Origin of the sequence: Gordonia polyisoprenivorans, from assembly GCF_017654315.1 — a bacterium.
GTDB lineage: Bacteria > Actinomycetota > Actinomycetes > Mycobacteriales > Mycobacteriaceae > Gordonia > Gordonia polyisoprenivorans_A.
In genome coordinates, this window is the sequence record NZ_CP072203.1 from 958,803 (window position 1) to 971,943 (window position 13,141).

General features: G+C 68.0%; 13 protein-coding genes. 7 read left to right on the forward strand and 6 right to left on the reverse strand.

Going from position 1 to position 13,141, the window contains the following annotated elements; all coding sequences use genetic code 11:
• Positions 1-34: 34 nt before the first annotated feature.
• The gene (locus J6U32_RS04345; protein WP_208793704.1) at positions 35-484 is read left to right on the forward strand and encodes an SRPBCC domain-containing protein; all 450 of its coding nucleotides are present in this window, start codon (positions 35-37) and stop codon (positions 482-484) included.
• Positions 477-821: an ArsR/SmtB family transcription factor gene (locus J6U32_RS04350; RefSeq protein ID WP_244332589.1), complete on the forward strand. Its 345-nt coding sequence runs from the start codon at positions 477-479 to the stop codon at positions 819-821. Before J6U32_RS04345 ends, J6U32_RS04350 begins: the two co-directional genes overlap by 8 nt.
• Here the strand turns inward: J6U32_RS04350 and J6U32_RS04355 are convergent.
• Both J6U32_RS04355 and J6U32_RS04360 read right to left on the reverse strand, forming a co-directional pair.
• Positions 818-1,594, reverse strand: a complete 777-nt coding sequence (locus tag J6U32_RS04355) for an MBL fold metallo-hydrolase (protein ID WP_208793705.1) — start codon at positions 1,592-1,594, stop codon at positions 818-820. The two genes, J6U32_RS04350 and J6U32_RS04355, sit on opposite strands and share 4 nt — an antisense overlap.
• Positions 1,595-1,598: 4 nt before the next feature.
• The gene (locus tag J6U32_RS04360; protein WP_208793706.1) at positions 1,599-3,593 is read right to left on the reverse strand and encodes a galactan 5-O-arabinofuranosyltransferase; all 1,995 of its coding nucleotides are present in this window, start codon (positions 3,591-3,593) and stop codon (positions 1,599-1,601) included.
• A 215-nt stretch (positions 3,594-3,808) separates the two neighbouring features.
• Here J6U32_RS04360 and J6U32_RS04365 point away from each other — a divergent pair, with 215 nt between their 5' ends.
• On the forward strand, positions 3,809-4,114 hold the full coding sequence (locus tag J6U32_RS04365; protein ID WP_208793707.1) for a hypothetical protein: 306 nt from the start codon (positions 3,809-3,811) through the stop codon (positions 4,112-4,114).
• Between the two features lie 151 nt (positions 4,115-4,265).
• Positions 4,266-4,856 (forward strand): hypothetical protein, encoded by a 591-nt coding sequence (locus J6U32_RS04370; RefSeq protein WP_208793708.1) that lies wholly within the window; start codon positions 4,266-4,268, stop codon positions 4,854-4,856.
• Between the two features lie 118 nt (positions 4,857-4,974).
• Here J6U32_RS04370 and J6U32_RS04375 read toward each other — a convergent pair whose 3' ends face one another.
• From J6U32_RS04375 to J6U32_RS04390, 4 genes are read right to left on the reverse strand one after another with little or no spacing between them, the layout of a single operon-like run.
• Entirely contained in the window at positions 4,975-5,736 is a 762-nt protein-coding gene (locus tag J6U32_RS04375) for a decaprenylphospho-beta-D-erythro-pentofuranosid-2-ulose 2-reductase (protein ID WP_208793709.1), read from the reverse strand.
• 54 nt (positions 5,737-5,790) lie between these two features.
• Positions 5,791-7,233 carry an FAD-binding oxidoreductase gene (locus tag J6U32_RS04380; RefSeq protein ID WP_014358514.1) on the reverse strand — a complete coding sequence of 481 codons (1,443 nt, stop codon included), beginning with the start codon at positions 7,231-7,233 and terminating at the stop codon, positions 5,791-5,793.
• A 60-nt stretch (positions 7,234-7,293) separates the two neighbouring features.
• Entirely contained in the window at positions 7,294-8,886 is a 1,593-nt protein-coding gene (locus J6U32_RS04385) for a phytoene desaturase family protein (protein ID WP_208793710.1), read from the reverse strand.
• A gap of 6 nt (positions 8,887-8,892) precedes the next feature.
• Positions 8,893-10,104 (reverse strand): alpha/beta hydrolase family protein, encoded by a 1,212-nt coding sequence (locus J6U32_RS04390; protein ID WP_208793711.1) that lies wholly within the window; start codon positions 10,102-10,104, stop codon positions 8,893-8,895.
• Between the two features lie 110 nt (positions 10,105-10,214).
• Between J6U32_RS04390 and J6U32_RS04395 the strand changes: the two genes are divergently transcribed.
• From J6U32_RS04395 to J6U32_RS04405, 3 genes are read left to right on the forward strand one after another with little or no spacing between them, the layout of a single operon-like run.
• Complete coding sequence (locus J6U32_RS04395) at positions 10,215-11,045, forward strand: aldo/keto reductase (RefSeq protein WP_208793712.1); 831 nt, start codon at positions 10,215-10,217, stop codon at positions 11,043-11,045.
• Positions 11,046-11,079: 34 nt separating this feature from the next.
• On the forward strand, positions 11,080-11,604 hold the full coding sequence (locus J6U32_RS04400) for a GtrA family protein (RefSeq protein ID WP_244332591.1): 525 nt from the start codon (positions 11,080-11,082) through the stop codon (positions 11,602-11,604).
• On the forward strand, positions 11,601-13,016 hold the full coding sequence (locus J6U32_RS04405; RefSeq protein WP_208793713.1) for a phytoene desaturase family protein: 1,416 nt from the start codon (positions 11,601-11,603) through the stop codon (positions 13,014-13,016). The genes J6U32_RS04400 and J6U32_RS04405 overlap by 4 nt, the downstream gene beginning before the upstream one ends.
• The last annotated feature ends 125 nt before the right edge of the window (positions 13,017-13,141 follow it).

Here is a 13,141-nt window from a genome sequence, read left to right on the forward strand (position 1 = left end):
AGTTGCACATAATCCTCCGGCGAAAGGCCCTCTCATGACCACCGACCTCGACCGCATCGAGCACCAGGTCCTCATCGACGCACCCGTGCAACGGGTCTGGGATCTCGTCAGCGAACCCGGCTGGTACATCAACGACAAGACCCTCACCGAGCATCGGATCGAGACCCGCGACGGCATCACCACCGTCGTCGACCCGGTGCACGGCAGTTTCTCGATGCTGATCGTCGAACTCGACGAGCCCCGCTACGCCGCGTTCCGCTGGCTCATCGACGCCGACGATCCGTCGAGCACCTCCACGCTCGTCGAATTCTGGCTCACCCCCACCGATTCCGGTGTCGAGGTGAAGGTTGCCGAGAGTGGGTTCGCCTCGCTCGACGAGTCCGATGTCAATCGCCGGTCGCGGCTGGAGGATCATACCGAGGGTTGGCGATTCGAGCTCGAGTTGGCCAGAGCCGCTCTCACCGAGGAACATTCGCGTGCCTGAGCAGAGTTCCACCCGCCCGGCTCCGGTCGGGGTGTTCGCGGCGCTCGCCGACGACACCCGCTGGCAGGTGCTCGTCGAACTCGGCCGGCGCCCGGCGTCGGCGTCGGCGCTGGCCACCCAACTCCCGATCTCGCGGCAGGGCATCGCCAAACACCTCAAGGTGCTCACCGACGCGGGGCTCGTCGAGCCGGTCAAGGTGGGCCGCGAGGTGCGCTACGAGGCCGTCGGCGCACGGCTCTCCGAAGTGGCTCGCAGCCTCGAGGTGATCGCCCGCGGATGGGAGCGCCGCCTGACGACGATCAAGGAGCTCGCCGAAGGCGGCCCCGACAACCCCTAGCGCGCCAATGCCTCACGTGCCATCTCGGCCACCGAGCCGTCGACACGCGGGCCGTGGCCGGGGAACAGGACTCTCGCATCGAGAGTGGTGAACACCTCCACGCTGCGCCGGGCGGCGGCCACGTCGTGCTGGAAGACGTCGGGGATGCACTGGCAGCCGGAGATTCCCGAGATCGGGTGATCGCTGACCAGTGCATCCCCGGACACCAGTACCGCCCCGTCGGCGACAAGGTAGGCGCTGTGACCGTCGGTGTGCCCGTGCGACGCCACCGGCACCGGCGCGCCCGGCAGATCGAGCGGACGCGGCACATCCGCGGAGTGCGCAAACGGCTGGGTCGACCCGATACCCTTGCGGCTCAACACACCCAACGGCACGACCTCGGCCAGCCAGCGCCAGACGCGCGGCCGATGGGCGACCGATGCGATGCCGATCGGCGACGCCTGCTGCAAATAGTCGCGGCGGGCGTGGCCCACTTCGTCCGGGTCGGCGAACACCGGAAAGCCATGACGCGCGGCGAGACTCACCAGTCCGCCGATGTGATCGACGTGGGCATGGGTGAGCAGTGCACCCCGGATGTCGGACGGGCTCGCACCGACCTTCGTGATCGACTCCTCGACCAGGGCCGCCTGACGCGGATACCCGCCGTCGATCAGGGTCACTCCGGAATCATCTTGCAGGACAACCCAGTTGACGGCTGCGGTGCCGATGAACCAGGCGGTCGACGACGCGCCGTCGACCCGGCTGATCACCATCTTCTCGGCCGGCATGATCATGGCCTCACTTCCGCACGACCAGCACGAAGGGCCCGACCTCGGTGACCTCGAACCGTGGGTCGGCGAAGGCCTTGGGGTCGAAGGTGACCGTATAGCGCTTGACGTTCGGGTCGTTGGGGTAGACGTCCTGCGCCAGCCGCAGCGTGTATCCGCCCGCGGAGTAGCGGAACAGGAAGACGTTGGGTGCCCGCCACGGCGAACGCTCGAGCTGGTTGATCATCTCGTCGGGAGTCGTTGCCTGCGTCCACTTCTCGATGGTCGCGGCGCGCTTGTCGAACTCGGCAAGCGGATTGGCGTAATGCGAGGTTAACCCCTGGAATCCCCAGTACGGGTAGACCGAGAGGAAGCCGTAGTCGGCGGTGAGCACCACGTTGTCGGTGGCCGGTCGTCCGGTCTGTTCGGTGATCAGCCGATCGATCTGCGGGAAGAACGATTCGGCGCCGGCCGGCCGTTGGTCGGCGCGTTGCCCGAAGCCGTCGGTGTCGGTGTAGGCGGTGTTGATCTCGTTGGAGAGATAGTCCGGAATCCCTTGCGCCATGGCCACGGCCGCGATCGCCGCCACGACACCGATGACGACGCGGATGTCGCCGAAGCGCCCTACCGCCCAGCGTGCGAGATCGACGACGCCCAGCACACCCGCGGCGGCGAGCACCGCGATCAGGATCGGCTCGAGGCGGAAGGAGAGCAGAGTGGAGCCGGTGGCGGTGCGCAGCATCGACAACAGGCAGAACAGGTAGATGCCGACGACGGTGATCCCGAAAGTCAGTGCCACCGTGCGCTGCCGGAACCGCAGCAGAATCCACAGCAGCCCGATCATCGTGATCGCACCGGTCAGACTCAACTCGAACATCGGTAGCGGCAGCACCGATCCGCGGCCGGGGAGATAGTGCTCGGCGGTGCCCCCGCTCGACGGTTCGTTACGCAGCCGCGCCAGCAGATACGGCGTCCACACCAGCAGTGCGATCAGGCCCGAGATCACCGCCATGACGATCAGCCGCACCGCCACCGCGATGACCAGGCTCCGCCTCGTCGCGGAAACCGCTTGCGCGGCAACGGCCTTGTTCGCCACGCCACGCCAGCCGACGGCGATCACCGCCAGCGCCATCAGGACCGCAACCCCGGCGAACAGTCCGGCATAGAGGGTGTACGAGGCGGCGCACAGTCCGAGGAACACCCCACCCGCGACGACCGCCCACCAACTGGTCCCCGAACGCAACCGCCCTGATGGGCCGTCGGCGAGACGTCCGTGTCCGCGCAGGCCGTACATCATCGGGATCAGCAGCGGGATGCCGATCAGGATCAGCACCGCCGCATACGGTTCGGGGGAGGCCTGCATTAGGGTGGTCACCGTGACCGCCAATGCGACCGCCGCGCCCCGATCGGCGCCGAGCATCCGGTTCCACAGCACCACACCGATCGCGGCGGCCACCGCGATCGTCAGGATGGCCCAGGGCTTGTAGGCCTCCCAGCCGGGCTGACCCATCGCGTTGGCGAACCGCCCACCCCACCAGAACCAGCCGGCCGGATAGTACGGCGGCAGATCGACGTAGGTCATGTCCGCCAGATGCGGGCTCGAGGTCATCCGGGTCAGGTACTCGGTGCGGAACTGCTGATCGACCGAGAGGCCGAACAGATAGAGCCGGGTCGCACCGAGCGGCATGCCGAGGGTGGCGGTGACCAGCCCGGCCACGCCGACCGTGGACACCAGCGTGGTCAGCCATCGCGACCGGCCGTAGCGATACAGGATCGCCGCGCCCACGAGAAGCAGCACCGCGATCACCTGACCGACGGTGGTCAACGCCCGAGTGACGTTCGACGAATTGAACGCGGGCCACTGGACGGCGTCGATCACCTTGAGTCCGACCATTGCGACGACTCCGCCGATCACGACGGCCACGACCAGCTCGATCACGGTGATGACGTGCGGATTCGCGAGGCGACGGGCCGCGGCCCCGGGCGGTCGGGGGGCGTCGGTGGCCGTTCTCTGCGTTGACGTCACGCCACCAGTTCTAGCAGTAGCGCCTGTACCCGGACCCCGACGGCGTCGGTAAATGCTCACTGTCGAGGCTTGCATCGGACGCGGCGTCAGCTTCTAGTCTTCATAGTCATGGCCACCATCAGCGCGTCGACCCCCGACGCAACGCGGCACGACGACCGGTCCGGACTGTTGCAACTCCACGGGCGGGCACTTCCACACACCACGCTGGAGGGCCCGTGACCGCCGAGAGCGTCGTCCGCGATCTCGCGCTCGCCCTCCCCGATGTGGTCGAACGTGACCACCACGGCTTCCCGTCGTTCCGGCTCGGCGGCAGGATCATCGCCACCCTGCCGACGTCGAATCGGTTGCGCGTCATGCTCGACGAGCACGGCATCCGTTCGGAGGCGGTGAGTCATCCCGACTCATGTCGCGAGTTCTATTGGGGCAAGAAGCTTTCCGCCCTCGAGGTCGATCTCGACGTCGCCGACGACGCGCTCGTCGACGACCTGCTCCATCAGGCGTGGGAGCGACGCGCGCCCTGAGGGTCCACGCCGCCGGGTCTCGCGTGGTCGGTCAACCGGCCGACCACGGTAACCGGCCCGGTCATGACGGCGATCACATCCTTGTCCGCAACTTTGCTCGGCTAAGGAATAGGGGTTCGTCATGCGCCACCGTTGGGTGTGGGTAGGAGTCGTGGCCGCCGTGGCGGCCTTACCGCTGGTGACCGGGTGCGCCGACACCGGCACCGCGTCGTCGGCGTCGAGTGTGGTCACGGTGACCGCGACGCAGACCACGCGTGCGTCGGCACCGGTGTCCGGTACCGTCGCGACGAGCACCATCGCTACCAGTCCGGTCGAGACCACCACCGGGGACGCGCCGGCGTCTCCCGTCGGCACTCGACCGCCGACCACCAACCCCCTTCCGCCGGGTCACGGTATCGGTGCGTCGGCCTACCTCGGAGCCTGGCAGCGTCACGAGAGTTCGTTGACGTTCAACGGCGACCACACCACCGGGTCGGTGTTCTTGGGTGCCAACGCCATCGACGGCGAGAAATGGGGATTCACCTGGACCATCGACCGGGGCGTGATCACCGCGACGTTCACCGGGTTGATCGAGAGGTCGGGCGCCGGCGTCGGCGGTATGGCCACCGGCCAGACGTTCACCGCAACGCCGACAGTCGATTCCGCGGGCACGGAGATCCTGGTCACGACGGGTCTCGGCGAAACCGGTTCGGAGTTGACGTGGTGCCGGTCAGGCCACGGATCACCCGGCTGCGGCGCCTGATCGCGCAGATGTCGAACACAGACGTAGCAGAACGTTCGCCCATGGCGTGACCTTCTGCTACATCCACGTGCCGGTCGACGACAACCACACCGGCAGGACAACCACACCGGCAGGACAGCTACACCGGCAGCTTGCGGAACACCTTCCGCGGCACATGGCGCAGCCCCATCATGATGAACCGGAACGGACCCGGCACCCAGATGATCTCCTTGTGGGCATCGACGCCGGCGACGACGGCACGCGCGACGTCCTCCTTGTTGACCGTGAGCGGAGCCTCGGCGACGTTCGCCGACAGCCGCGTGCGGACCTGGCCCGGGCGGACGACCAGCACGTGGGCGCCCGACGGGGCGAGCGCCTCACCGAGACCGAGGTAGAACCCGTCGAGTCCGGCCTTGGACGAGCCGTAGAGGAAATTGGAGCGCCGAACCCGTTCGCCGGCAACCGAACTCATGGCGACGATCTGTCCGTGGCCCTGCTGCTTGAACTTCTCGCCGAGTAGGACGCCGACGCTGACGGCGGCGGTGTAATTGATCGTCACCTCGGTGACGGCCTTCTTGTGGTCCTGCCAGACGGCCTCGTCGTCGAACTGCACGCCCGCCGCCACGATCGCCAGGTCGATGTCGCCGCCGGCGAAGGCCTTCTCGATGACCTCGGGGTGGGTCTCGGGCTTCAGTGCATCGAAGTCGATCACCTCGACCTCGGTGGCGCCGGCCGACTTCACGGTGGTGACGGCGGCGTCGGCGGCCCGGTCGCCGGGCACCACGGCCAGGACGACGCGTGCCGGGCCGCGCTTGAGGAATTCACCCGCGATCGCCAGACCGATCTCGGAACTGCCGCCGAGGACGAGGATGGATTGCGGTGCGCCAACGGCGTTGAACATGAACGAATCTCTCTGGTGTCGACAGCTCCGGAAAGCTGTTGTGGGGGAGTGGGATCAGGCGAGTTCGAGGCGGCGCGCCATGTCGGACATGAACACGCCGTTCGGGTCGATCGCCCGCCGCGTCGCGATCCACGAATCGATCTCGGGATACATCTTGTGGAAGCTCTCGGCCGAGGTCCGCGAATCCTTGGCGGTGTAGAGGCGTCCGCCCATCTCCATCACGCGGCGGTCGAGGTCGTTGAGGAACTCGGCGAGCCCCTTGCGCAGCGGGAAGTCGAGGCAGACGTTCCAGCCCCGGAACGGGAAGCTCAGCGGTGCGCGGTTGCCGTCGCCGAACAGCTTGATCACGTTGAGGAAGCTGACGTGCCCCGACGCCTGGATGTCGGTGATGATCTTCTTGAACTCGGCCTCGTTCCCCGTCGGCACGATGAACTGGTACTGGGTGAAGCCACCGCCCCGCGGGTAGCCGCCGCCGCGGCCGTAGGCATTGTTCCACTCCGCGATCAGATCCAGCGGGTGATAGAACTGCGGCAGGCTCTCGATGATGTTGCGCTTGTTGGAGCCGAGCCGGTAGTAGAACTCTCCCACCAGCGAGAAGTCGAGCTTGTTGTCGAGGTAGCGCGGGAAGATGTTCGGCAGGGTGATCAGCGGCTTCGGGTCGAATTTCAGCGGGTCGCGCTTGAGTTTGTCCGGAAGCTGATCGAGGGTGGCGAGGTTACCGCGGCTGAAGCTGCCGCGGCCGAGCTTCGGCGGTCCGCTGATGGTGTCGAACCAGCCCGACGCGTACTCGAAACCGTCCTCGTAGCGCTGCCCGAGATGCAGGTCGATCGTCTCGTCGAGGCTGTTGGTGGTGAAGGTGTCGGCGTAGAAGTACGCGGTCTCGGTGCGCTTGAGCGCGATCTTGGCGCGCAGCACGATGCCGGTCAGGCCGATCCCTGCAATCGTCGCCCAGAAGATGCTGCCATCGGGATCGTCGGACGAACCGTCGGGGGTGAGCGTCAGAATCCGACCGTCGGCGACGAGCAACTGCATCTCGGTGAGGTGATCACCGAAACTGCCCATACTGTGATGGTTCTTGCCGTGGATGTCATGCGCGATGGCCCCACCGATGGTCACCTGTCGGGTCCCCGGCATCACCGGCACCCAGAAGCCACGTGGCACGACCACCTTCATCAGGTGATCGATCGACAATCCCGCGTCGACATCGACGATCCCGGTCTCCTCGTCGAGGGAGTGGATGCGCGTCAGCGGCGTCATGTCGATGGTGAGGCCGCCGGAATTCTGGCCCGACTCGTTGTACGAACGCCCGAGCCCGCGGGCGATCACGCCACGCTTGAGGTAGTCGGGTTTGTCGGCGTTGTCGTCGGCGACCCGGGCCACTGCCTCGGCGATGACCTCGGGATACGGCGTCGAGAGGACATGCCCTTCGATGGGGGTGGTGCGCGACCATCCGACCAGCGTGCGGGTCGTGATCGGCAGCAATTCTTCAGTAGACATCGGGGTAGAGAGTACCCGCCCGCGCCGACGGGCCGGGCGGGTCGGCGGGCTCGGAGTGCCTCACCAGCCCAGTACGGCCGCCGCCGTATTGCGTCCCGGAATGCCGCTGACCCCGCCACCGCGGCGGGCTCCGGCGCCGCACAGCAGCAGCCGCGGGTGCCGCGTCTCGACGCCCCAGGTGCCGACGCCGGCGTCCTCAGGTGCCCACGGCCACTGCAGCGAGCGGTGGAAGATGTTGCCGCCGGGCAAGCCCACGGCATCCTCGAGATCCAGGGGCGTCTTAGCCTCGATGCAGGCGTTGCCGTGGACGTCGGTCGCGATCACCGACGCGATCGGCTCGGCGAGAACCGAATCCAAGGACGCCAGGGTGGCCTCGACGGCGTGGGTCGTCGCGCCGGGCGCGGCGAACACCTCGGGCGGCATGTGCAGGCCGAACAGGGTCAGGGTGTGTTTGCCGGCGAGATCGGTGCCCAGGATCGACGTGTCCGACAATGTGTGGCAATAGATCTCGCAGGGCGGTACCTCGGGTACCTCGTCGCGGCGGGCCTGCGCCCAGGCGGTGTGGAGTTGCTCGTAGGACTCGTTGATGTGGAAGGTGCCCGCGAACGCGGCCCGAGGGTCGACGTTCGGGTCCCGCAACTCCGGCAGCCGGTCGAGTAGCAGGTTGATCTTGAGCTGGGCGCCGCGCGGCGCGTGCTCGGTGTCGACGGGGTCGTCGAGCATGGTGTTGAGCACCACCGGCGCGCACGCCGCATGCACCATCGAGCCCCGCACCCGACCAATCCGTTGTCGATGCCCACCCGCTTCGGTGGCGTTCGCCTCGGTGCGCACGTACTCGACGGTCCCGTCGGCTGGGTCGACGCCGACCACCCGGCAGTTCGTGTGGATCGCCGCGCCGGCGGCCAGCGCCGCCTGATACAGCGCGCCCGAGACCGCTCCCATCCCGCCGACCGGGACATCCCAGTCGCCGGTACCGCCGCCGATGAGGTGGTAGAGGAAGCAGATGTTCTGCCGCAGGGACGGGTCGTGCAGGTCGGCGAAGGTGCCGATCAGCCCGTCGGTCGCGACGATCCCGCGCACCACGTCGTCGTCGAAGTACCGCTCGATGAGCTCGCCGAGCGGCCGGGTGGTGAGCAACTCCCACATCTCGGCGAGGGAGGAGTCCCCGTCGGTCACCCGCGCGCGGATCTCGCTTGCCGATCGCAGCGGCTCGATCAGGGTGGGGAACAGGCGCCGCGCGATCTCGCCCATCCGCTCGTACACCCATTGCCACGCCCCGAATTCGGTGTCGCTGCCGGTGGCACGCGCGAAGGCGGCGGCGGTGGCCGGCTCGTCGGCGGTGTCGACGAGCAGGCCGTGCGCGGGATTCGACGGCAGTGGCGTGTAGGACGAATACCGTCGCCGGATCAGTTCGACGTCGAGTTCGAGGTCGGCGATGATCTCGCGCGGCATCAGCGACACCAGGTAGGAGTAGCGCGAAAGCCGTGCTGCGACACCGGGAAACGTCATCGCCGAGACGGCCGCGCCGCCCACGTGGTCGGCGACCTCGAGTACCAGCACGGATCGGCCCGCCCGTGCCAGGTAAGCCGCCGCGGTCAGCCCGTTATGCCCGGCGCCGATGATGACGTCGTCATAGGTCGCCGTGGCGGTCATGTTGGGCTACTTCAGGATTCGCGCGACGAATGGGGTGGAGTCGGGCATCGAGGCGAGCACGGTCCCCGAGTGGTCCTGCGTCGGATAGACGTGGAAGTCGACGGGCTGTCCCGCCGCGACCATCTGCGCGTACAACGACAACGCCGACGGGGCCGGCACATCGGTGTCGAGGAGTCCCTGCCCGAGGAAGATCGGCCGGTCGTACCCCGAGAACGGGGTGCCCATGTATTCCGTCAGCGCTGCGCGCACGTTGGGGATCGACGAGACCGGCCTGGCGAGGAACTCGCCGAGGGTGACGCCCTGGACGACCGGTTGCATCTCCGCGTAGCAGAGCGTGTGGGCCTTCGCGATGATCTGCCGGCCCTGCGGGGTGAGGATGCCCGGCACGTTCAGGTCGGGGCGGGCGTCGGCGAAGCCGGCGAGGATGTAGGCGGTGTAGATGTTCAGCGCGGTCGGCAGGGCGACCGGGGCCGGCGCGCCGAGCGCCACGACCTGCTCGATGTTGGCCGGGGTGCCGGTGGCGACCACACCGCGGTAGTCCAGTCCGCTGCCCGCCGAGAGTGCGGTCGCACGGCGCGCGGCGTTGAGTGCGGCGCCGGCGCCCTGCGACTGGCCGACGATCGCCCACTTCTTGGCCAGCGGTAGATCCATCTGCTGCGCCGCGCGGACCGAGTCGACCACCGACTGGGCTTCCGCGGTCCCGCTCAGGTAGTTCATGAAGCCCGGTGTGCCGAGCCCGACGTAGTCGGTGGCGACGATCGCATACCCCTGATCGAGCCAATGGCCCAGGTAGGTGGCGTCGCGGTCGCTGTGCGGCAGCACCGATGGCGCGCAGTTGTCGCCGAGGCCGGTGGTGCCGTGCGCCCACGCGATCACCGGATATCCACCGGCCGGTGCGGGCCGCTTGGGCAGGAGCACCTCGCCGGAACTGACCGCCGGGCGCCCGTGGATGTCACGCGTTGAGTACAGGACACGGTAGGCACGACCGGCTGCGGGGATGCTCACCGACGACGCCAACGGCACCTGCGTGATCAGGGCGCCCGGTGCGCCGGTCGGTCCGGAGTATCCGGTGGCGTCGAGTCCGGAGGTGACCGGAGCGGGGGTGGCGTCGTCGTCGGCGTGGGCCGGAGCGGTGGCCAGCGCCGGCAGTGAGATCAGCGTGGCGATGGCGACTGAGGCGAGGGTGAGACGGCGGGTGCGCGGCAGGCGGTGGAACATGGATCGAACCTATCGTCATCGGGTCCCCGCCGTGGCGGCTTGGTCTCGAAGTTGTCGGGCCATCTCGAGTTGTCGGGCGCAGCCACCGTCTTGCCCCATATCCTGGGCAGGTGGACATACCGTCGGTCACCCTCGCGTCCGGATTCGCGTTGCCGCTGGTCGGCCTCGGCACCTTCGACATGCTCGGAATGCCGTGCGCGCAGGCGGTTTCCCACGCGCTCGACTCCGGGTACCGGTTGCTCGACACCGCATCGCGCTACTCCAACGAGCTCAGCGTGGGCATGGGGATCGAGGAGTCGCAGATCGACCGCTCCGAGGTGATTGTGCAGACCAAGCTCGGTGGTGGCGACCAGGGCTTCGACGAGGCGATCACTGCCGCCAAGGAGAGTGCGCGTCGGCTCGGGGTGTCCTGGATCGACGTCTACCTGATCCACTGGCCGTGCCCGAGTCTGGGCCGGATGGTCGACGCCTGGAAGGCGCTGCTCACGCTGGCCGACGAGGGGTTCATCCGGGTGCCCGGCGTCTCCAATTTCCGGGAACATCACCTGCAGGCGCTCTACGACGAGACCGGTCGGTGGCCCGAGGTGAACCAGATCCAGTGCTCGCCCGCGTTGGCTCGCGGTGATCTGCGACAGTTCATGCAGGACAAGGGAATCCATGCGCAGGCGTGGCACCCGACCGGGCGTAAGGAGGGCATGCTCGGCGACGCCACGATCATCCGGTTGGCCCGCAAGTACGGCAAGTCGCCCACCCAGATCGCGTTGCGGTGGGCGGTGCAGCAGGAGATCGGGGTGGTGCCCAAGTCCTCACACAAGGGTCGTCAGCTCGAGAACATCGATCTGTTCGACTTCGAACTCGACGCGGGCGACCTCACCGATCTCGAAGAACTCGACCGCGGTGAGGGTGCAGCGCGCAACTCCGACATCGAAGAGGAGTTCTGAACGGGCGAGGTGTCCGAGGGTCTAGGGTGGCAGCGTGCCAGACCCCATCCCCGGTGAGCCGAACGGCCCGCACGAGACGAGCCCGCACGAGATCGGGCACGACGATTTCGCGACCCGACATGCGCCGATGGTCCCCGAGCTGCCGCTCGACGATCAGGAGGCGTCCACCAACGTCCCGCTGGCGACGCAGATCTTCCGGTTCATCGTCACCGGCGTCGGTTCGGGCATCCTCGACTTCGGTCTCACCTACCTTTTGCAGTACGGCCTCGGGGTGCCGGCCGGATTCGCCAAGGCGGTCGGCTTCGTCTGTGGCACCACCACCGCCTACATCGTCAATCGACGCTGGACCTTCCGCGCCGAACCCAGCATGGCCCGCTTCGTCGCCGTCGCCGTGCTCTATTGCGTGACGTTCGTCGTCAATGTCGGTGTCTACACCTTTCTGTCGGACCTGTGGCCAGAGGAGTTCTGGTACAGCCTCCTCGCCTACGTCATCGCTCAGGGCCTGGCGACGATCATCAACTTCATCGTTCAGCACGCGGTGATCTTCAAGATCAAATGACCCGTGCGGTCGTCGTCGGTTCCGGCCCGAACGGGCTGGCCGCCGCCGTTCGCCTGGCGCAGGCCGGGCTCGACGTCGAGGTGCTCGAGGCGGCCGCGGACATCGGTGGCGGAACACGCAGCAGCGAGCTGATGCGGCCGGGTGTCCTGCACGACCACTGCTCGGCGTTCCATCCGCTCGGGGTGGCCTCACCGTTCCTCGCGTCGTTGCCGCTGGAGCGGTACGGGCTGCGATGGCGGTGGCCGGAGATCGACTGCGCCCATCCCCTCGACGACGGTACCGCCGGACTGCTGTACAGCGATCTCGACGCGACCGCGCGGGCGCTCGGAGTCGACGGCGTGCGATGGAAGGCGCTGTTCGGCCCGCTTGCGGCGCGGATGGATGACGTCGCCTCGGAGATCCTCCGGCCCGTCGCGCACCTGCCACGGCATCCGCTGGTCCTCGCTCGCACGGGCCTGCGGGTGCTGCCGCCCGCGACGGTCCTGGCGCGCTTCCTACGCACCCCGCAGGCGCGTGCGCTGCTCACCGGGATGGCCGCGCACGGCTTCACCCGGCTCGACCGGCCGGGGTCGTCGGCGGCCGGCGTCATGCTCGTGGCTGCCGGGCATCGCCACGGGTGGCCGGTCGCGCAGGGCGGCTCGTCGTCGATCACCGCAGCGCTGGCGGCGCTGCTCGGTGATCTCGGTGGCCACGTCCGTACCGGGGTGCACGTGCGTGATCGCGCCGATCTCGCCGACGCCGACGTCGTGGTGCTCGACGTGTTGCCGGAGGCCGCCGCGCAGATCCTCGGCGATGCGATGCCCCGTCGGATACGCCGCACCTTCGGGCGCCGACGACCGCGTGCGGCGGCGTTCAAGGTCGACTACGTGATCGACGGTGAGGTCGGCTGGACCGCACCGGGCTGCGACCGTGCCGGCACGGTCCACCTCGGCGGGACCTACACCGAGATCGCGGACGCCGAACGACAGGTGCTCGCCGGGACGATGCCGCAACGGCCGTTCACCCTGGTCGGACAGCAGTGGCTCGCCGACCCGGGTCGTGCGGCGGGCAACCTGTGTCCGTTGTGGGCGTACGCCCATGTGCCCGCCGGATACGACGGGCCGGCGGCCGAGGCGATCACCGCGCAGATCGAGCGATTCGCGCCGGGTTTCGCCGATCGCATCGTCGACATGCGCGTCACCTCACCGGCCCAACTGGCACAGGACAATCCGAACTACGTAGCCGGTGACATCGGAGGCGGACCGAATGATCTGCTGCACCTCGTGGCGCGGCCTCGGGTCACGGTGCGGCCGTACGGTACCGGCGTGGACGGGGTCTATCTGTGCTCGTCGTCGACCGCGCCGGGCGGTGGTGTGCACGGCATGTGCGGGTTTCACGCTGCCGGAGCGGCGCTTGCCGATATCGATAGGTAACGGTGGGTGGTCGGGGACGCGATGAACAGTATGTGGCGGCAACGGGCACGTCGTGTCGGGCGCGTCGCTGATGGTTCGCTGTGAGCTAGTCTCGGTTCGGGTTGGGGTGACCGCAACTCGCCACG